The sequence below is a fragment of the Spongiactinospora sp. TRM90649 genome (genome assembly GCF_029382225.1).
Classification (GTDB): Bacteria; Actinomycetota; Actinomycetes; order Streptosporangiales; family Streptosporangiaceae; genus Spongiactinospora.
Map to the genome: position 1 here is coordinate 46,108 of NZ_JARLTC010000003.1, position 18,541 is coordinate 64,648.

The 18,541-nt window shown below is 71.3% G+C and carries 21 protein-coding genes; 9 read left to right on the plus strand and 12 right to left on the minus strand.

What is annotated here, in order from left to right; genetic code table 11:
• Positions 1-43 precede the first annotated feature (43 nt).
• Genes P3X83_RS04430 through P3X83_RS04440 form a run of 3 tightly spaced genes read right to left on the minus strand, consistent with a single transcriptional unit; the run spans position 44 to position 2,251 of the window.
• Positions 44-1,021, minus strand: coding sequence for a CapA family protein (locus P3X83_RS04430; protein ID WP_277303555.1), 978 nt, complete (start codon positions 1,019-1,021; stop codon positions 44-46).
• A 46-nt stretch (positions 1,022-1,067) separates the two neighbouring features.
• A complete protein-coding gene (locus P3X83_RS04435; protein WP_277303556.1) occupies positions 1,068-1,688 on the minus strand; it encodes an ATP-dependent Clp protease proteolytic subunit in 621 nt (206 codons plus the stop codon).
• A 2-nt stretch (positions 1,689-1,690) separates the two neighbouring features.
• Positions 1,691-2,251, minus strand: coding sequence for an ATP-dependent Clp protease proteolytic subunit (locus P3X83_RS04440; RefSeq protein ID WP_277303653.1), 561 nt, complete (start codon positions 2,249-2,251; stop codon positions 1,691-1,693).
• A 408-nt stretch (positions 2,252-2,659) separates the two neighbouring features.
• Between P3X83_RS04440 and P3X83_RS04445 the strand changes: the two genes are divergently transcribed.
• The gene (locus P3X83_RS04445) at positions 2,660-6,928 is read left to right on the plus strand and encodes an AAA family ATPase (protein ID WP_277303557.1); all 4,269 of its coding nucleotides are present in this window, start codon (positions 2,660-2,662) and stop codon (positions 6,926-6,928) included.
• Here the strand turns inward: P3X83_RS04445 and P3X83_RS04450 are convergent.
• A complete protein-coding gene (locus P3X83_RS04450) occupies positions 6,834-7,733 on the minus strand; it encodes a polyphosphate polymerase domain-containing protein (RefSeq protein ID WP_277303558.1) in 900 nt (299 codons plus the stop codon). The two genes, P3X83_RS04445 and P3X83_RS04450, sit on opposite strands and share 95 nt — an antisense overlap.
• Entirely contained in the window at positions 7,730-8,302 is a 573-nt protein-coding gene (locus tag P3X83_RS04455) for a DUF4956 domain-containing protein (protein WP_277303559.1), read from the minus strand. The genes P3X83_RS04450 and P3X83_RS04455 overlap by 4 nt, the downstream gene beginning before the upstream one ends.
• A gap of 218 nt (positions 8,303-8,520) precedes the next feature.
• Here P3X83_RS04455 and P3X83_RS04460 point away from each other — a divergent pair, with 218 nt between their 5' ends.
• The 4 genes from P3X83_RS04460 (at position 8,521) to P3X83_RS04475 (ending at position 11,151) form a co-directional block, all read left to right on the plus strand.
• Positions 8,521-8,739, plus strand: coding sequence for a hypothetical protein (locus P3X83_RS04460; protein ID WP_277303560.1), 219 nt, complete (start codon positions 8,521-8,523; stop codon positions 8,737-8,739).
• Between the two features lie 358 nt (positions 8,740-9,097).
• On the plus strand, positions 9,098-9,895 hold the full coding sequence (locus P3X83_RS04465) for an SAM-dependent methyltransferase (RefSeq protein WP_277303654.1): 798 nt from the start codon (positions 9,098-9,100) through the stop codon (positions 9,893-9,895).
• Positions 9,896-10,016: 121 nt separating this feature from the next.
• The gene (locus P3X83_RS04470) at positions 10,017-10,292 is read left to right on the plus strand and encodes a hypothetical protein (protein WP_277303561.1); all 276 of its coding nucleotides are present in this window, start codon (positions 10,017-10,019) and stop codon (positions 10,290-10,292) included.
• A 64-nt stretch (positions 10,293-10,356) separates the two neighbouring features.
• Positions 10,357-11,151 carry a maleylpyruvate isomerase family mycothiol-dependent enzyme gene (locus tag P3X83_RS04475; RefSeq protein ID WP_277303562.1) on the plus strand — a complete coding sequence of 265 codons (795 nt, stop codon included), beginning with the start codon at positions 10,357-10,359 and terminating at the stop codon, positions 11,149-11,151.
• 6 nt (positions 11,152-11,157) lie between these two features.
• Here P3X83_RS04475 and P3X83_RS04480 read toward each other — a convergent pair whose 3' ends face one another.
• A complete protein-coding gene (locus P3X83_RS04480; protein WP_277303563.1) occupies positions 11,158-11,751 on the minus strand; it encodes a TetR/AcrR family transcriptional regulator in 594 nt (197 codons plus the stop codon).
• A 124-nt stretch (positions 11,752-11,875) separates the two neighbouring features.
• On the opposite strand from P3X83_RS04480, the gene P3X83_RS04485 reads away from it, so the two are divergent.
• Positions 11,876-12,697: an SDR family NAD(P)-dependent oxidoreductase gene (locus tag P3X83_RS04485; protein ID WP_277303564.1), complete on the plus strand. Its 822-nt coding sequence runs from the start codon at positions 11,876-11,878 to the stop codon at positions 12,695-12,697.
• On the opposite strand, the gene P3X83_RS04490 is transcribed toward P3X83_RS04485, so the two are convergent.
• The 3 genes from P3X83_RS04490 to P3X83_RS04500 are packed head-to-tail and all read right to left on the minus strand — an operon-like array spanning position 12,698 to position 13,624.
• Positions 12,698-13,177 carry a Clp protease N-terminal domain-containing protein gene (locus P3X83_RS04490; RefSeq protein ID WP_277303565.1) on the minus strand — a complete coding sequence of 160 codons (480 nt, stop codon included), beginning with the start codon at positions 13,175-13,177 and terminating at the stop codon, positions 12,698-12,700. It lies immediately after the preceding gene.
• 2 nt (positions 13,178-13,179) lie between these two features.
• On the minus strand, positions 13,180-13,410 hold the full coding sequence (locus P3X83_RS04495) for an RNA polymerase subunit sigma-70 (RefSeq protein ID WP_277303566.1): 231 nt from the start codon (positions 13,408-13,410) through the stop codon (positions 13,180-13,182).
• A 49-nt stretch (positions 13,411-13,459) separates the two neighbouring features.
• Positions 13,460-13,624 carry a hypothetical protein gene (locus P3X83_RS04500; protein ID WP_277303567.1) on the minus strand — a complete coding sequence of 55 codons (165 nt, stop codon included), beginning with the start codon at positions 13,622-13,624 and terminating at the stop codon, positions 13,460-13,462.
• A gap of 16 nt (positions 13,625-13,640) precedes the next feature.
• On the opposite strand from P3X83_RS04500, the gene P3X83_RS04505 reads away from it, so the two are divergent.
• A complete protein-coding gene (locus P3X83_RS04505) occupies positions 13,641-14,825 on the plus strand; it encodes a winged helix DNA-binding domain-containing protein (RefSeq protein ID WP_277303568.1) in 1,185 nt (394 codons plus the stop codon).
• A gap of 25 nt (positions 14,826-14,850) precedes the next feature.
• Here the strand turns inward: P3X83_RS04505 and P3X83_RS04510 are convergent, their stop codons facing one another.
• A complete protein-coding gene (locus P3X83_RS04510; protein WP_277303569.1) occupies positions 14,851-15,603 on the minus strand; it encodes a nucleotidyltransferase in 753 nt (250 codons plus the stop codon).
• 354 nt (positions 15,604-15,957) lie between these two features.
• Between P3X83_RS04510 and P3X83_RS04515 the strand changes: the two genes are divergently transcribed.
• Both P3X83_RS04515 and P3X83_RS04520 read left to right on the plus strand, forming a co-directional pair.
• Positions 15,958-17,064 carry a lipase family protein gene (locus tag P3X83_RS04515; protein WP_277303570.1) on the plus strand — a complete coding sequence of 369 codons (1,107 nt, stop codon included), beginning with the start codon at positions 15,958-15,960 and terminating at the stop codon, positions 17,062-17,064.
• Positions 17,065-17,196: 132 nt separating this feature from the next.
• Positions 17,197-17,847 (plus strand): NAD(P)-binding domain-containing protein, encoded by a 651-nt coding sequence (locus tag P3X83_RS04520; RefSeq protein WP_277303571.1) that lies wholly within the window; start codon positions 17,197-17,199, stop codon positions 17,845-17,847.
• Between the two features lie 8 nt (positions 17,848-17,855).
• Here P3X83_RS04520 and P3X83_RS04525 read toward each other — a convergent pair whose 3' ends face one another.
• A complete protein-coding gene (locus P3X83_RS04525) occupies positions 17,856-18,113 on the minus strand; it encodes a hypothetical protein (protein ID WP_277303572.1) in 258 nt (85 codons plus the stop codon).
• Between the two features lie 62 nt (positions 18,114-18,175).
• Positions 18,176-18,388: a hypothetical protein gene (locus P3X83_RS04530; RefSeq protein ID WP_277303573.1), complete on the minus strand. Its 213-nt coding sequence runs from the start codon at positions 18,386-18,388 to the stop codon at positions 18,176-18,178.
• Between the last annotated feature and the right edge of the window lie 153 nt (positions 18,389-18,541).

The window sequence follows — 18,541 nt, forward strand, 5'->3', positions numbered from 1 at the left end:
GAAGCCGAAGCCGCGGCCACGGAAGCGGTGGCCGCGCGAGCGGTCAGATCGGCGGGGGGAACACCACCACCAGCAGGCCGTCCTCGAACCTGACGTCGGTGCCGAACTCGGCGCACGCGCGGGTGAACCGCTCGCGGATCCAGGCCAGGTCGTCTCCCCGGGCCAGGTCGGTGCGGCCGAACTCCAGGCGCAGCGGCACGGCGCGCAGCATGATCGGGCCGTGGTCGTCCACCGTCACCAGGTAGAGCAGCGACAGGTCGTTGCGGAGTTCGTCGTCCACGGCGTAGTCGTCGATGAAGTCGCCCATGTCGTAGATGACGGGCGGCGCCACCCCGTGGAAGACGTGCGCGGAGTGCCCGGCGATCAGCCCCGCCCCGGCGTCCAGCAGCGCGTCCCCCGCCGCGCGGACGTACTCGCGCGGCCGGGCCGTCATGTTCGGGCCCCAGTGCGGGGTTACCACGACGAGGTCCGCGTCGGCGCGCGCCGAGCCGACGGCGTCGCTCAGCCAGCCGGGAACGCCCTCGGCGAGATCGGCGTAGGCGATCCCCGGCGTATCGACGCCCGCCGCGTACCCGGCGGGGTGGTCGGCGACGCCGACCACCCCCAGCCGCGTCCCGGCCACCGCGATGACCGCGGGCTCCCTGGCCCGCCGTTCGTCCGCGCCCGCCCCCACGACGCGGATCTCGGCGCGCTCCAGATGTTCCAGCGTGTCCAGCAGGGCGTCGTGACCGTAGTCGAGGGCGTGGTTGTTGGCCAGCGTCACGCACCCGACGCCCAGCTCCGCCAGCAGGTCCGCCGCCTGCGGCGGCGCCCTGAAGTAGAACGGCTTGCCCGGCGCCGTCCACGGCTCGCCCCTGGCCGACACGCAGCACTCCAGGTTGAGCACCCACAGGTCGGCCTCGGCGAGGTAGCGCCGGACGCCGCCGGAGACGTAGGCGGACGGCTCGGCGGACCGGGAAAGCAGATCGGCGACGCCCCGCCCGAGCATCGTGTCACCGGTGAGCGCCAGCGTGACGGCCATGCTTGCCGCTTACCCGCCGAGGTGATCGGTAACCCGCGAAGGAATTTCAGCTCGCAGCTCTGACCTGGCGTTTCCTCGAACTGACCACGTCGTCGATGAGCCCGTACGCCTTCGCCTCCTCCGGCATCAGGATCTTGTCGCGTTCGAGGTCCTTGGCGACCTTCGCCACCGGCTGGCCGGTGTGCCTGGCCAGCAGCTCGTTCTGCAGGTCGCGCAGCCGCAGGATCTCGTTGGCGTGGATCTCCAGGTCGCTGCCGCTGCCCTGGCCGCCCTCGGTCCAGGGCTGGTGGACCAGGATCCGCGAGTTGGGCAGCGCCAGCCGCTTGCCCGTCGCCCCCGCGGCGAGCAGCACAGCGGCCGCCGACGCGGCCTGGCCCAGCACGATCGTGGACACCTCCGGCCGGATGAACTGCATGGTGTCGTAGATCGCCAGCATCGAGGTGAACGAGCCGCCTGGCGAGTCGATGTAGATGTTGATGTCGCGGTCGGGGTCGATCGACTCCAGCGTGAGGAGCTGGGCCATGACGTCGTTGGCCGACGTGTCGTCCACCTGGACGCCCAGGAAGATGATCCGGTCCTCGAACAGCTTGTTGTAGGGGCTGGTCTCCTTGATGCCGTAGGTCGTCCGCTCCACGAACGACGGCAGGACGTGCCTGCTCTCGAACATCCTCAACCCCCGTTCGCGGTCAGGTGGGTCGCCTGCGGCACCACCTCGTCGATCAGGCCGTAGTCCTTGGCCGCGGCCGCGGTGAACCAACGGTCGCGGTCCCAGTCCTCGCGGACCTGCTCCGGCGACTGCCCGCTGTGGTGGGCGATCCGCTCGGCGAGGACCTGCTTGACGTAGAGCATCTGCTCGGCCTGGATCGCGATGTCGGAGGCGGTGCCGCCGATGCCGCCGAGCGGCTGGTGCATCATGATCCGGGAGTAGGGCAACGAGTGCCGCTTGCCGGGGGCGCCCGCCGTCAGCAGGACCTGGCCCATCGAGGCGGCGAGGCCGATCGCGACCGTGGCCACGTCGTTGGGCACGAACTGCATCATGTCGTAGATGGCCATCCCCGCCGAGACCGAACCGCCCGGGGAATTGATGTAGAGAAAGATGTCGCGCTCGGTGTCCTCGGCGCTCAGCAGCAGCAGCTCCGCGCAAATCCGGTTGGCGATGCCGTCATCGACCTCCTGCCCCAGGAAGATGATGCGCTTGCGCAGCAATCGCTGGTAGGTGTCCTCCAGCATCGGCGCGCGAGGGGCCTCGACGGCCCGCGCACGGACCCGCCCAATGTACTCATGACCCGTCGGCTCGCCCGGCCGCCACGGAGTGATCATTTGTTTCACCTGCTCTTCCGGCACTCATGAAGCGATTCCGGTGAATCGATTCGATGAAACGCTAACGCCGCCCCCGACCACCACGAAGTCATTTTCGCTGACGGCCAATAACACGCCGGGAAATCCACCGACAGCGGATTAAGCCGAAAGCGCACTCTGCTGAGCGCTAATATTCCTGGCGATTGGCGCGCCTCCTGTGTTATCCGCCGGTGACCAACCCTTCTCCGCACCGTAGTGACGAAACAGGCTGTGTCCGCCAATCACCCGTATTACCCTGCGGAGCAGCACGCGCACCCACCACGACGGAGGGGTCGGGACATGGCGGATGCCGGATGGCATTCGAGACGAGCGCTGAGCATCGGGGTGGCGGCGTTCGACGGGACGAACCTCGCACCGCTCGGCTTCGCGCCGGAGTTGTCGGCACGACTCGCCGAACGCCTGGAGAAACTCGGCTACACCACCACGCGCCCGCGCGTGCACACCGCGCCCGGAGCCCAGATCGGCGGCATGGTCTCCGCCGCGTTCGACGGCGACGGCCTCGCGGTGGTGCACATCCTCAGCCACGGCCAGGCCGTGGACCGAGCTGGAACGTTCTACGTGCTCGGCGCCGACGGCGTCGCCCACTCCTCGGCCAACGTCGGCGCCTGGCTCGCCGACCTGGAAGCGGTGCCGGGAAAAGCCCGTACTCTGTTCCTGCTCGACCTGTGCCAGTCCGGGACGACGGCGCGCTTTCCCTGGCAGGACGGCTCCGCGCAGGCGCGGGGCTGGGTGATGGCCGCCTGTGGCCACGACCAGGCCGCGTTCGACGGCCGCTTCACCCAAGCGCTGATCAACGTCCTGGACCGGCTGGCGGACGGCGACATGGACATCGACCCGGCGCTGCCGTACGTGCCGCTGCCGACGGTGGCCCGCGCCGTCCGCCAGGAGGTCAACCGGCTGACCGGGGGCGGATACCCGCAGCACGTCACCAACAGCCGGGTCGACATCGCCGACGACGTCGACGTGGCGTTCTTCCCCAACCCCGCGCACGACGCCGACAACCCGCGCCGCCTGCTGCGCCGTGACCTCGACATCGGGCTGGTGCCGTTCCTCGACGACCTCGACGAAGGGCTCGACGCCCGCCACTTCCTGAGCCGCGCGGCGGGCACCCGGATGACCGAGGAGCTGATCGGCTGCTTCACCGGCAGAGACGCCCAGGTCAAGCAACTGTCGCCATGGCTCAACCGGGTCGGCGAGGGCACGCTCGCGGTCGTCACCGGCGGGCCGGGCTCGGGCAAGTCCGCCCTGCTCGGCGTCATGGTCTGCGCCGCGCACCCCCGCCTGCGCGCCCCCACCCGCCCGCTGTGGGACCGCAGCGCGCAGGCGCCGTACCCGATCGAGGACGGCTTCGCGGCCGTGCACGCCCGCCAGCGCGGCGTCCACGAGGTCGCCGGCTCCATCCACCGCCAGCTCGGCTTACCCGGCGAGGACACCGCACCGGCCGCCGTCATCGAGGCGGTGGGCGAGCTGACGCCGCACCCGGTGATCGTCGTGGACGCCCTCGACGAGGCCGCCGACGGGCCCGCCCTGATGACGAGCCTGCTGCTGCCCCTCGCCCGCGAGGCGGGCGCGCGGCTCCTCGTCGGCACCCGGCCCTACCCGGAGTACCAGCCGCTGCTGGACGCCGAGTACGTGGTCAACCTGGACTCCGTCCCCGCCGAGGTGCTGGAGGACGACCTCAAGAAGTACATCGACGAGCTGATGCGCACCACGACCGACTACCGGCGGCGCACCGCCGTCCAGGGCGCGTTCGCCGGCGAGACGGCCTACACGCTCGCGCACGGCGCCGGCCCCACCCGCACCGGCGGCGAGTTCCTGGTCGCGGGCCTCTACACGCGGCACGTCGTGGCCGCCCACGCCGGGTCGCCGATCGAGAGCGTCGGCCGGGCCGAACGGCTCGGCCGGGAGGCTCCCCGCACGCTGCCCGAGGTGCTGGAACTCGACCTCGGGCTGCAGGACACCGAGCCGCTGCTGCGGCCCCTGTTGGTCACCCTGGCGCACGCGCTCGGCCAGGGCATGCCCGAGACGGTGCTGACCCGGGCGGTCGCCGCCGCCACCCCCGACGGCCGCGTCCCTTCCACCACCGAGGTTCGGCAGGCCCTCGACGCCGGGCGCTTCTACCTGCGCCAGGCCACCGAGACCGACGGCACGCTGCTCTACCGGCTGTTCCACCAGAGCCTGGCCGACCACCTGCGCGACGATTCCCCGGCCTTCGAGGCGGCGCTGCTGGACCGTCTGATGGCCCCGCTCGGCCCGCCCGACCGGCGCGACTGGTCGGCGGCCGAGCCGTACGTGCTGCGGCACCTGCGCGGGCACGCGTCCCGCGCGCGGCGCTCCGACGTGTTCGGCGGCGACCTGGGCATCCTGTTCGAGACCGACCCCGAGCCTTCGATGCTGGAGGCGTTCGGCGTCCGGCCCCTGCCCGGCCTGCTGGACCTGATCCGCGACTCCTCCCTGCCGATCGCGGAGCGAAGGGCCAGGGCGGCGCTGGTCGCCGCCCGCGCGGGGGACCGGGCCCTGGCCGAACGCTTCTCGACCACGTCCGGCGGCCCGGCGATCCCCTGGCGTCCGCTGTGGTCCCGGCCGCACGGCGACCCCGAGGAGCAGGCCACGCGCGACCAGATGACGCTGAAGGCGCTGGGCTCGGGCACGCTGCGAACCCCGCCGTCGCCGAGGGCCCTGGCGTGGACGGCTGCGCTCACCACTCTGGTGGCGGTCGGGGCGTATGTCGGCTTCGAGACTGGCACCGGCAATGGGTTCGCCCTGTTCGTGGCGAGCAACAAGGACATCTGGCCGAACTCCCTGTCGCTGATGGCGATCTTCGTGCTGCTGACACTGGTCATCACCGTCACCGTCAGGTATCCCGCCCGGTTCGAACGCCTGGTCTACGACTACCTGGAAGAGAGGCGGGAACGGCGGCTGCTCGGCACGTCGCTGGCGAAACAACGACGACGACGGCGACGCACACCCGTCCGTCTCACCTCGCGAGAGCGGACCACTCTCGTCGTCACCGGCTCGGGCCGCCGCCGCCCCACGCTCGTGCTCGGGGGCGACCGCGGGCTGTGGACGCGGCGCCTCGGCTCCGGCGGCACCTTCGAGCGAACCCGCATGCTGCGGACCGGCCGGGTGAACGCGCTGGCGGCCGTGGATCCGGACGGACTCCGGCCGCTGGTGGTGGTGGCGGGGTCGATGGGCGTCCTGGAGGTCTGGAACCCGCTCACCGGCATCCGGCTGCGGCAGGTGGACGACGCTCAGCGGCAGTACTTCACCTGCCTCGCGACCGCCGAGGTCAACGGCCGGAACGTGGCCGTCACGGGAGACATGGCAGGCGGCATCCGGCTGTGGGACGTCGGCACGCTCAACGGAGCCGACCTGCAACGCCCCGCCACCTCGACCGCCCCCCGGCCCGCGATCGAGACACTGGCGACCGGGACGCTGCAGAGCCGTCCGGTCGCGGTGAGCGCGGACGCCGATGGCCGGATCCGGTTGTGGGACCTCACCACGAACGAGATGATCGCGCAGGCGAGCACCTCTCCCTACACCGCCAGGGCGCTCGCGATCGTCGACGACCTCCTGATCGCCACCGGACGCCATGGCGTGTGCCTGTGGGATCTCACCTCGATGCGAGAGATCACCTCGCCGTACTCCCAGGGCCGGTGGATGGAAGGCGTGGAACTCCTCAGGACGCCGCGCGGCCCCGTCACCGCGATCGGTGAATCCGGGCGGATCATGTTGTTCGACCCGCACGGCGGACAGCCGCTCGGCGACTGGACGGACACCGGGCAGGGCTCTCCGCTGATGACCGCCTACCGCGACGACGCCGGCGAGCAACGGCTGGTGACGTGCGACGAATCCGGCTCCGCCACCGTGTGGAAGATCGAGGCCAACGAGGACGGCACGTCCGGCGATCCGGTCACCGCGGTCTGGAACGGCAGGCTGTGCGTGGCGGAGCACAGCCGGATCGTCACCTTCGACCTCAGCACCGGGGCCGAGACGGCACGCTCGGCCGACCTGGGCTTCGAGCCCGGCGAACTGTCGGCGGTCGAGGTGAACGGCTGGTCCGGCCTGTCGATCGAGGCGCGTGACCGCCGCGGGCTGTTCTGGTGGGACGGCTCGTCCGACACGCTGGTGAATCCCGGATATCGGCCGAGGACGCCGCCGAGAGAGCAGGCGACCGCCGTCGTCGGCACCACGCTCGTCGAGATCCGCGCCGACGAACTGAATGAAGGAGTGATGTTCCGCGACCTCGGCGCGCGTCGAGGCCTGGAGGGCGGTGGCACGGGGAGGGTCACCGCGGTCGCGGCGGTGACCCTGGCCGGACGGGCCGTCGCGTTCTCCGCCGCCCACGGCGAGGTCGCCGTCTGGGACCTGGCCGAGCGGGAGGTCGTCGGCTCGATCCACATCGGCAGGGAGGTGACGTCGCTCCAGGCCACCCCCGACGGATACCTCGTGGTCACGACCCCGGGCGACACGACTGTGTTCCGCACTGGGTTCCGTACTGGGTTCCGCACTGGGTTCCGCACCGAACCATCGGCTCCCCCCGGCTGACGACCCTGCTGCGGGGCGGCGCCCGGAAGTAGTCACGCAGTACGGGCTGCCAGCGGTTCGCCGGAGCGCCGCGCAGCAGCGCGACCGCCATGCAGTACTTGCTGATGACGGCGGGCCGCACGCCCAGCGTGCGCAGCAGCCGGTCGGGCAGGGCCTGGCCGGTCACCGACTTCGACTCCAGCAGCACGTAGTCGCGGCGCGCGCCGAACGCCCGCCGTCCGTCGTGGCAGACCAGCCCGGTGTCGCAGGTGAGCCGGGCCTCGCCGGTGCGGTCCACCAGCGTCACGCGCCGGTAGTCGGTGGTCAGGATCGGCATCAGCGTGTCCGGCGGGCGCACCCGCAGCCCGCGCAGCACGGTGTCGGACACGAAGGCCCGGCCGCCCGACGGCAGCGTCTCGGCGGCCGGCGCGGGTGTCAGGAGCTGGTACGGCATGCGGTGCTTGTCGGTGCTGGATCGTCCGCCGCTCAGCTTGACCTCCAGCCACCGGTCACCCGAGTCCAGGTACGACCGGGTGCGGATCTTGAACCGCCGCCGCCTCCCCTGCCGGTGCTGCCGGTAGGTCAGCAGATCGGGCGTGTCGAAGTAGGTGGAGCTGTACCGGAACTGCCTGCGCCATCCGATCTCCAGTACGGCGAAGCGCTCCCCGAGCAGCGCCACCAGCTCCGCCAGCAACGTGGCCGGGACCAGGTACTTCAGGTCGGTGCGGGACAGCAGCGGGGCGGTGTCCGCCAGCCCCACCGGCGAGAGTCCGGCCGCGATCCCGGCGAGCATCAGGTCGGCGTCGCGCGCCCGCCCGCCGTTCACCGGAGCGCCCCCACGCTGTGCGCGGACACCTGGAAGCGGACGTCCACCACCATCACCTCCCGCACGTAGTCCACCTGGGTTACCTCGCACGACAGGACGGCGACGCGCAGCCGGTTCTCCAGGTCGGCGCGCAGCGAACGGGCGTCGCTGTGCACGCAGTCCAGCGTGACGACCTGGTGGCGGGTGCGTTCCAGCAGGCGGGGATGGTCGGCGACGTACATCACCGCGAGCAGCGTGGCGTCGAGCAGCACGGCCGTGACCGGCCAGGCGGAGGCGATGCCGTTCACCAGGCCGAGCGCGATGGCCACGAAGTAGTAGGCGATCTCGCCCTGGGTGATCTCGCTCGACCGCAGCCTGATGATCGACAGCACCCCGAACAGGCCGAAGCCAACCGCGAGATCGACTCGCTGCGCCTGTAAGAGGGAGACCACCGCGAAGATGCCGACGTTCAGCGCGGTGTAGGCGAACAGCAGGTCACGCCGGTGGTGCCGGCGGAAGTACAACACGTAGGCCAGCACCGAGATCGCGGTGAGATCCAGGACAAGCCCCACCAGAGTCGCCGAACGCACCGTGTCCTCCTATATGTCCACCCTCGGGCCATTCGGTGAACAGCTTGGGCAGGGTGCGTGAAGCATCGGTGAGGAAACGGTGAGGACGCTCTCATCGGGCGGGTTTACACCACTTTGCGGCCCCGCCTGCTCTGATGGAGTTCAGCCCCGGGCGGCTGGATGAAGCCCTGAGCCGCCCGGGGTTCCAGCCGGAGTGAATCCGACGGAAGGACGTACGTATGGTACCGAAGTGGAAGATCGTTGTCGGCACCACGGTGGCAGGGGGCGCGATTCTCCTGGCCACCGGGGGCGTCGCCCTGGCCAACGCGGCCGCCGCCCCCACCCCGGCGCCGTCGTCGCCGTCCTCGCCCGCCTCGCCCGACCAGCCTGACCGCTCGCCGTCCGGTGAACGCCACAAGGACTGCCCGAAGGACCGCGCCGACGCCGCCTCCCTGTGAGGTAGCGAGCCACGGTGATGGAAGACCGCCTCCCGGCGCCAGAGCCCCAGCGGCGGGCGGCAGGAGGTCGGGAGCCCCGGTGGCGGTGACGGGCGACCGGAGCCCCCGACCCGCCGGAGCGCGGCGCCGAGCCTCTCCCCCGGCGCCGCGCTCCCGGCGACCCCGCCCGCTCCCAGGGAAGTAGGTCAGCCCCATAGCTCAATGTCGGGAATGTCATACGATCGGCAGAAAAGGGTGCAGTCTTCGCTACACCCGCATGAAAGGGGAATTCGCGAGATCCTGACCCCTGAATCCCGCTAATGTGTGCCTTATAGCGGTAGATCGACGTGGAGGTACGGGGTTGGCCGGCGACAAGCGGGTGGGAGTCAATCTCAGGACGAACGTGCCCCACTCGGCACGCGTCTATGACTACTTCCTGGGCGGCAAGGACAATTTCGAGGCCGACCGCACGGCGGCCGAGGAAGTCATCAAGATCGCCCCCTACATGCCGACGTCCGTGCGCGCCAACCGCGACTTCATGGTCAGGGTGACCCGCCACCTGGCGGCCGAGCGCGGCGTCGACCAGTTCATCGACATCGGAACGGGCCTGCCCACCTCGCCCAACCTGCACGAAGTGGCCCAGCAGGCCGTTCCCGCCGCGCGCATCATCTACGTGGACAACGACCCGCTCGTCCTCGTGCACGCCCGCGCCCTGCTCACCAGCACCCCCGAGGGCAGGACACGCTACATCCAGGCCGACCTCAACGACGCCGACGCCATCATCGACTCGCCCGAGGTCCGCGAGACCTTCGACTTCAGCCGTCCCGTCGCGCTGTGCCTGATCGCCGTCGTGCACTTCATCCGTGACGAGGACGCGCTTCACTCGATCATCGACCGCCTGATGAAGCCACTGCCCAGCGGCAGCTACCTGACGCTGTCCACGATCGCCCTCGACAGCGCGCCCGGCAAACTGGTGAGCGAGGCCGTCGCCCAGCACAACCGCCGCGGGATCATGTCGAAGGCCCGCACCAGATCGCAGATCGAGAAGCTCTTCACCGGATTCCGGCTGATCGAGCCGGGCGTGGTGCCGGTCCACCGGTGGCGGCCGGACGAGAAGGCGCGCCTCGTGAACGATTCCATGGTCTCGATGTACGGCGGCCTGGCCGTCAAAGACTGACGTCTCCCCGCTGATCCGTAACGTCGGCCACGGCCGGTACGAAGTCGTCATGCGACTGTCATGCCCTATCTGAAGCCGACGGCCGGAAACGAGCGGAGTTTCCCGCTGAGGGGAGCATGAAATGTTAGGACGGCGAGCGCGCCTCGCGGCGCTGACGATCGGCGCCACCAGCCTGTTCACGTTGTCCAGCGGTATCGCGGACGCGTCCTCCGGCCCCACCTACCGGGTTTCCCACCGAGGCCCGTTCGCCACCGAGACCATCTGCACCACGGTCAGCGACTCCATGAACGAGCCCCCGGACGTCTACGCTTTCCGCTGCTTCTATTCGGAAACCGGCGTCCGCGGCTACAAACTTCTGCCCGGCTGGTATTTCCGCTACCAATACCGAATCGACTGAGCTCAAGGGTCAAGGAAGCGTAAAACCTGTTTACCGGTGCCGTGGATGGTGGCAACGTGCGGGCATGGACTTCCTTTCGCACTTCCGGCGTGAGGTCGGCGCGTTCGAGGCGGCGGTTCGGCGGGCGGCCGAAGGCGGTGAGGCGCCGTTCGTGCCGTCCTGTCCGGGGTGGACGGCGGCTGATCTGGTCGCCCATCTGGGTGGGGTGCACCGGGGCGTGTTCCATGTCATCGACGCGCGGCTGACCACCTGGCCCGGCTTCTCCGACCCGAGCGTCTTCAAGCTGCCCGCCGACATGACGGGCTGGCCGCGGCCGGACGGGGCGCCCAATGTCGGGCCGCTGGCGGCGAGTCTGGTCGACTGGTTCGCGGAGGGGGCCGAGAAGTTGGCGGCGCTGTTCGGCGAGCACGATCCCGCCGAGGCGGCGTGGACCTGGTCCCGGGAGCAGACCGTCGGTTTCTGGCTGCGCGTGCAGGCCATCGAGGCGGCCGTGCACCGGTGGGACGCCGAGGCCGCGCTCGGCGCGGCCGAGCCGCTCGCGGCCGATCTGGCGCGTGACGCCGTGGGCCACACCTTCGAGGTGATGGCCCCGGCGCGGCGTGCCTGGCGGCAGGCTCCGCCGGGCGCGGGCGAGCGGTTCGGCTTCCGCCAGACGGACGGCGACGGCGCGTGGACGGTCACCTTCGACGGCGACCGGATCGACCTGGCCCCGAGCGCGAAGGAAGCCGATGTGGAGGTGGCGGGGACGGCATCCGACCTGGCGTTGTTCCTCTGGCATCGGCGCTCGGCCGACGAGCTCGCCGTCCGGGGTGACCGCGCACTGCTCGACCGCTACTTCGAGCTGGTTCCCCCGGTCTGACCCGGATCAGGGCCGGAACGCGCGGAGCGCGGCGTCCACCAACGCGTCCGCGTACTCCGCCGTGAGCGGCCCGGAGCGCGTCAGCCAGCGCTGGTAGATCGGGGCGTAGAGCAGGTCGAGCACCAGGTCGAGGTCGGCGTCGGCGGCGAGCTGGCCGGCGCGCTGGGCACTGCGCAGCCGTTCCCGTTTGGCCTCGTCGACGGGGGCGGCCAGCTTCTCGTGGTACTGCGCGGCAAGCTCGGGATCATTGACGATCTCCATGTTGAGCGCCCGGATCGGCGCCTCGAACTCGGGGTCCGCGAACTCGGCGGCCGTCGCGCGCATGACGAGCTTGAGGTCGGCCTCGATGTCGCCGGTGTCGGGCAGCACGACGCCCTCGGCGCCCTCGCTGAGCGCCAGGAAGGCGTCGAAGATCACCGCGCCCTTGGACCGCCACCACCGGTAGATCGTCTGCTTGCCCACGCCCGCCCGTGCGGCGATGGCCTCGATCGAGACCTTGGCGTATCCGACCTCGGTGACCAGTTCGCGCGCGGCGCCCAGGACGGCCTGCCGCGAGCGCTCACTCCGGCGCGCCGGATCGGGGTTCCTCGTGGCTGACATGCGCCGAGCATAGCAGCACACCGAGACGAGACGGTCCGTCTTGACACGGCCCCGGCCGTCATGCAGACTCTCGAAACGAGACGCAACGTCTCGTGTCGCAACCCCAACGAGAGGAACCCGCCCGATGACGACCGCCCGAGTATGGTTCATCACCGGCGCGTCCCGAGGGCTCGGCAGGGCCTTCACCGAGGCCGCGCTCGCCGCCGGAGACCGCGTCGTCGCCGCCGCCCGCGACCTCGCCCCCCTCGCCGACCTGGCGGAGAAGTACCAGCAGGACCTCGTCCGGCTACCGCTCGACGTCACCGACCGCGCCGCCGTCCAGGAGCAGACGGCCCGCGCCGTCGCCGCGTTCGGCAGGCTCGACGTCGTCGTCAACAACGCCGGGGTGATGCTCTACGGCATGCTCGAGGAGGCCACCGAGGAGCAGGTCAGGGCGCACCTCGACGTCAACCTGTTCGGCGCGATCTGGGTGAGCCAGGCCGTCGTGCCGTACCTGCGGGCCCAGGGCTCGGGGCACATCCTGCAGGTCACCTCCATGGGCACCGGCGGCGGGTTCGCCGCCGTCGGCCTGTACGCGGCGGGCAAGTCCGCGCTCGACTCGATCGGCGCGTCGCTGGCCATGGAGGTCGAGCCGTTCGGGGTGAAGGTGACGATCGTCCAGATGGGCGGCTATGACACGGGTCTGTTCACCACGGGGACGACGGCCACCGACGCGATGCCGGAGTACGCGCCGCTGCGCGCCAGGCTGGCCGAGATGTGGGGCGACGAGGCGGGCCCGGATCCGAGCACGGCGGCCCCGGTCATCATGGAGCTCGTCGACATGCCGGAGCCCCCGCCCCGGCTCATCGTGGGCGGCGCCTCCTACGACATCGTCCAGCAGATGGACGCGGAACGCACGCGGACCTACCGCGCGTGGGAATCCCTCAGCCGCAAGGCTCCGGGCTGATCAGCGCGCCGCAGCGAGGGCCCGGTCGAGGGCGGCCAGCAGACCGGCCCGATCCACCCCGCCGAGGGCGAGGGCCCTGGGGACGGTGCCGACCTCGGCCAGCAGCACGCCGCGCAGCAGATGGCCGGGCCGCAGGTCCTTCTTACGGCCCACGGACGCGAAGCCGCGTTCCAGCGCGAGCCGCGCCGAGGTCCCGAGCCTGGACGGCGGGTCGCCCGCCACGCTCGCCGCGGGCAGGGTGAACGCGGCGACGTCCACGCCGATGGCGGCCAGGCTCCGCGCGTTCTCCCGGTCGAGCGCGGCCCGGACGGCCGCGCGGTCGAGCCCGGCAGCGTCGAGCACCCCCCGCACCACCGGATCATCGGCTCCGGCGAGCGCCAGCAGCAGGTGGTGGGCCTCGACGGCCTCCGCGCCGTCCTGGTGCGCCTCGCGGCGGCCCCGTTCGATGACCACGTCCACGTCGATGAAGGCGGCGGCCACCGTCACCGCCTCCGGAGCTTGACACCCGCGTCGATCAGCCGCCTGGCGTGCTTCTTGTGCACGGCCTGACGTGTGACGCCGAGCGCCTCGGCCACCTGGGGCCAGCTCCAGCCGGTCCGCATCGCCTGTTCGACGGCGGCGTCCTCGATCCGGTCGGCCAGGCGGCGCAGCGCCGACACCGCGGCCAGGGCGTCGGCGGGGTCGTCGGGGAGGGGGGCTTCGGCACCGGGCATGCCGCAACTGTAGTGGGCCGGGCCGTGGCACGCGGGCCTCGCCGGGGCGTCAGGATCCCAGCGCGCGGCCGAGCCGGTCGCGCAGGTCGCGGAGGTGGGCGAGGAGTTCGGGCGGGTCGTGGACGACGAAGTCACAGCCGAGTCGGGCGAGGCTGAACGCCAGGTAGTCGAGAGTGTCGGCGCCCCCGCGCCACCGGCAGGTCCCCCGCCCCACCCAAGGAGCCCTCGCAATGCTTTCGACGTCCTCCCCCGTCCAGGTGACCTGGCGTGAAGTCCGCTCGCGGCGGCTCGCGCGTCACTCGCTCGCCGCGCCCGGCGGAGGCGGCACGGCGGCGGACGTGGCATCGGCCAACTGCGGGGCACACGCCCAGGTGATGTCGGCGGCCGAGCTGTCCGTCGCGACGCGCATGGACGGCGACGCGACGCGCCAGGACGTGCGCGAGGCGCTGCGCGGCGAACGACCCTCGCTGGTCAAGGCGCACGGCCCGCGCGGAACGATCCATCTGCTGGCGGCGCGCGACCTGCCGATGTGGACCAGGGCGCTGTCCGCCGTCCCGTCCGTCCTCACCGCCCGCTCAGGGCTCACCGCCGAGCAGATCGACGAGATCGTCCGCGCGGTCGCCGACGCCCTGGACGGCACTGCCCTGACCATCGCCGAGCTGGACGAGGCCGTGGTGGAACGTACCGGCCCGTGGGCGGGCGAGCGGGTGATGCCCGCGTTCCAGGACATGTGGCCGCGCTGGCGGCAGGCGCTCGCCCTCGCGGGGCACCGGGGCGCGCTGTGCTACGGCCCGAACCGGGGACGCAGCCTCACCTACACCAGCCCGGCCACCGTGCTGCCGGGGTTCCGGCCGGTGCGCGGCCCGGAGCCGGACGAGGAGCAGGCGGCCCTGGCCGAGCTGGTCACGCGCTACCTGCACGCGTACGGGCCGGTCACCCCGCAGGAGTTCGCCCGCTGGCTCGCCGCCCCTGCGGGGTGGGCGGTGCGGCTGTTCGAGTCCATGGGCGAGCGGATCACCCGGGTCGATGTGGATGGCCTGCCCGGCTGGGTGGTCGCGGGCGACACCGGAGTGTCGCCGGAGCCGCCGGGCGGGGTGCGGCTGCTGCCGTACTTCGACGCCTACACGGTGGGCTGCCATCCGCGCGAGCGGGTCTTCCCCGGCCGGGCGGCCGAGCGCGCCCTGGCGCGGGGCCAGGGCGGCAACTACCCCGTGCTGCTGGTGGACGGGACGGTGGCCGGCGTGTGGCACCAGCGCAGGTCGGGACGCCGGATCGAGGTCACCGTGGAACCGCTGGACGATCTCTCCCCGGCGCTGCTGAGCGACCTGGACCGCGAGGTCGAGCGGATCGGGCGGATCCTGGAGGGCGTTCCGCGCCTCACCGTCGGGCCGGTCACCGTCGGCCCCCACGCCTGACCGGCGCGGCCGATTCCGCCACCGGTCAGGCGGAGGCGAGCGCGCGGTCGATCCCCTCGGCCATGAACGCGCGGGCCAGCCGGGCCCGCCGCAGCCGCCAGCCGGGCGAGGTGCGGACCGGACGCCCGTAGCGGCGGTCATATATGTCGCTGACCAGGTCGGCCGGCGCGCCCAGTTCGAGCAGCACGGGGAACGCCTCCCGCTTGGAGATCATCCCGCCGCCCCTGAGCGTGACGGTGGCCCGCGCCAGCGTGAGCGGGCCGACGTCGATCCACGTGTCGGAGAGCCACGGCCCGAACTTGGCCACGACCCGCCGCCAGTAGCCGTCCAGTTCCTCCCGGACGAAGGCGGCCAGGTCGGCCGGGGGGACGGGCGGGATCATGCCGCCGGGAGCCGGGCCGTACAGGGTGGCCCCGATCTCCAGCAGCTCACTGCGGATCACCGGCGAGACCGGACGGTGGAACATCTCCTGGAACGCCCAGGTCAGGTGCTCTATGCCGGGATCGCGCAACCGGTGCCGCTCCATGTAGGAGCAGTGCAGCTTGGCCGCGACGGGATGGTCCCTGATCAGGTCACGATGCACGGTCTCCAGGCCCTGCACCTGCTCGGGGCCGGGCTTCTCGGCGATCACCGCGAGCAGGTCGAAGTCGCTGCGCCCGAACTGGAAGTCGCCACCGGCCAGCGAGCCGTGCACCCACAGCGAGACCAGGGGGACCGTCGCCCGGATCTCGGTGGCGAACCGCTCGACGACCGTGCCCGCGACTTCCTCGAAATCCATGTCCCTAGGCTCTCATGCGACCGGTGAGCCAGACCAATTCCCTAGGTTTACCGGAGGCGTCCGGACTTTTCCATACCGCATTCACGGGGCCGGAATGCGCGGACAACTCGACGGCACCCCGCTGACCGGCCCAAATGCGCCGGAGCCCGGTTTCGACCGGCCCCCCTGAACTGCCCCGGGCCGCCGGAAGACCTACCCCTGCCGCTCCTCAGCCGGGATTGACACACAGTTACCCGCGAGTAAATATCGGCTCACGGCGCGCCGCCACTATTCCCCGTGCACTCACTCTTACCGAAGGGCGGCCAAATGGGCTTGCGTGTGCGCGTGAGCATTGCCTTTGTCGCGATTGCGACCATGGTTTTAGCCGTCGCCGGCACCACCGTTCCCGCTTCGGCGGCCGGTGCCGGTGACGTCATCTCGGCACAGTCAGTGAGCTTGTACTACGACCCCACCAAGCTGGTGAAGGTCCCGGCGAAGGTCTGGAAGATCCTCTACCGCTCCACCTCGGCGCGAGGCACGGCGGTGCAGGTCTCCGGAACCGTGCTGGTACCGAACGGCTCGTACTCCGGCACCCGGCCGATCGTCGGGTACGCCATGGGCACCCACGGCCTCGGCGACCAGTGCGCGCCGTCGGCGTTGATGCAACAGGGCAAGGACCAAGAGATCGCGTTGATCAGCCTGCTGCTGGCCAAGGGCTGGGCCGTCGCGGTCACCGACTACGAGGGACTGGGCACTCCCGGCCTGCACACCTACATGGCCGGTATCTCGCAGGGCCAGGCCGTGCTCGACTCGATCAGGGCGGCCACCCGCGTTCCGGGCTCTGGTCTGTCCGCGTCGGCGAAGGTCGGCGTGATCGGCTACTCCCAGGGCGGCGCCTCGGCGGGCTGGGCGGCCCAGCTCCAGCCCAGCTACGCCCCTGAGCTGCAACTGCGCGGCGTCGCCGCGGGCGGCGTCCCGGCCGACCTGCAGCGGGTCGCGGCCAACCTGGACGGCACGTCGAACTTCGGCCTGTCGGCCGCCGCGGGTATCGGCCTCAACGCCGCCTACCCGGAACTGAGTTTGGACGCCTACCTCACCGCCGAGGGCCGCACGCTGTTCACCGACGTCAGCGACGACTGCGGTGGCGCGATCAACTCCAAGCTGAGCGGACGGCGGCTCTCCCAGCTCACCACCACCGACGTGATGAACCTGCCCGCCTGGCAGGCGCGTCTCGCCGAGACCCGGCTCGGCTCCCGGACCCCGGGCGTGCCGGTCTACCTTTACCACGGTGACAACGACGAGGTGATCCCGCTCGCCGTCGGCCAGACCCTCCGCCGCGACTGGTGCAACCGAGGCGCCAAGGTCCTGTGGACCCCGCTACCCGCCCCCAACCACGTGGCCGGCGCGGTCGAAGGCGCCCCGCTGGCCATCACCTGGCTGCACACCCGCTTCAACAACCTGCCCGTCCTGTCCAACTGCTGACCCCCTGAACGACCCGCCCCGTGATCACTCACGTGATCACGGGGCGGTTTCAGGTCCTACGACCAATGATGTACGGCGGCCCCGGCCGTGGCCCGAGGCGACCGCCGGGTGGGACGGCATAGCGTCGAGGCCATGAAGATCGGAATTCTCGGAACCGGCCACGTAGGGCGGGCGCTGGCCATCGGCTGGGCCGGCGGGAGCCACGACGTCGTCCTCGGATCACGGCGGCCGGAGGACGCCGCGTCGCGTGCCGAACTGGCGACCGTACGGGAAGCGGGCGTACCGGTCCTGGACCCGTACTCAGCCGTCGCGGGCGCGGACGTGGTGGTCAACGCGACCCCCGGCACCGTGTCCGTGCCGCTGCTCACCGAGATCGGCGCCCCGGCCCTGGCCGGGAAGGCGCTGCTCGACGTCGCGGTCGGCTTCCGGGAGGACGGCACGCTCTCCCACCTCGAAGAGAGCCTGGGAGAGGAGATCCAGCGCACATTCCCGGACACGAAGGTCGTCAAGACGCTCTGCACCATCGACGCGCAGCTCATGGTCGCCCCCGAGTCGCTGCGGGGCCCGAGCACGGTCTTCCTGTCAGGGGACGACGCCGACGCCAAACGCAGGGTCGGCGGCCTCCTGAACGACCTGGGCTGGCCCCCTGACTCCCTGCTCGACCTGGGAGGCATCCCCACGGCCCGGGGCCAGGAGCACTACAGCCTGCTCTTCATGGGAATCGCCGACGCCATCGGCTCATACGGTTTCGGGATCCAGGTGGTCCCTCCGAGCCGCGGCTGAAGGCGAGATCAGCGGAGCACCTGCCCGATCTGCTCCACGGTCAACTGCCGGGCGTCCCAGAGCAGCCCCACCGTATCGACGACCTCCTCGGGGAACGGGACGGCGGGCGCGGCCCGGCGGACACCGGCCAGCGAGTCCGGCACGGCGGCCGGAACCCCGAGCACGGCGCCGCGGCGCCCCGGCCACCACCGGCAACCGAGCCGCATCCCCAGTCGCTCCGCGACCCGCCGAAGGAACTCCTCCCCCGGAGGCCACTCCGGAGGCACCGCGGCAACCGCACCTCGCGGCCCCGCCAGAAGGTCTCCGGAGGGGCCGCGGTTCGTTCGCGCTATGGCCGCTTCCAGCCAATGCTCTGTGGCAGCACACCCTTCTCCCAGAGGCGGTCGAGCCTGGCGAGGAGCCTGGGCAGGGTCCTGTCGAATTCCTCCCATGCCTCCGGGTCCAGCTCGCGCCACCGGTCGGAGATGACCAGACCGGGTGGCAGCGGGCCCGTCGAGCCGGCCACCCTGCGGCACGCGGCGCACCAGGTGTAGCCGATCATCGCGGGACGATCCGCGTGCCGCGTGTTCCTGAGGTACGTGCGAACGGACACCTCTCCGCACGCGGGGCAGCGCCACTCCGACTGGTCCCGAAGGAAATTCCGCTCTCTTCCGAGAGCCTCAAGCTCCATGGGGGTGAAGCGCCCTAGCTGCAG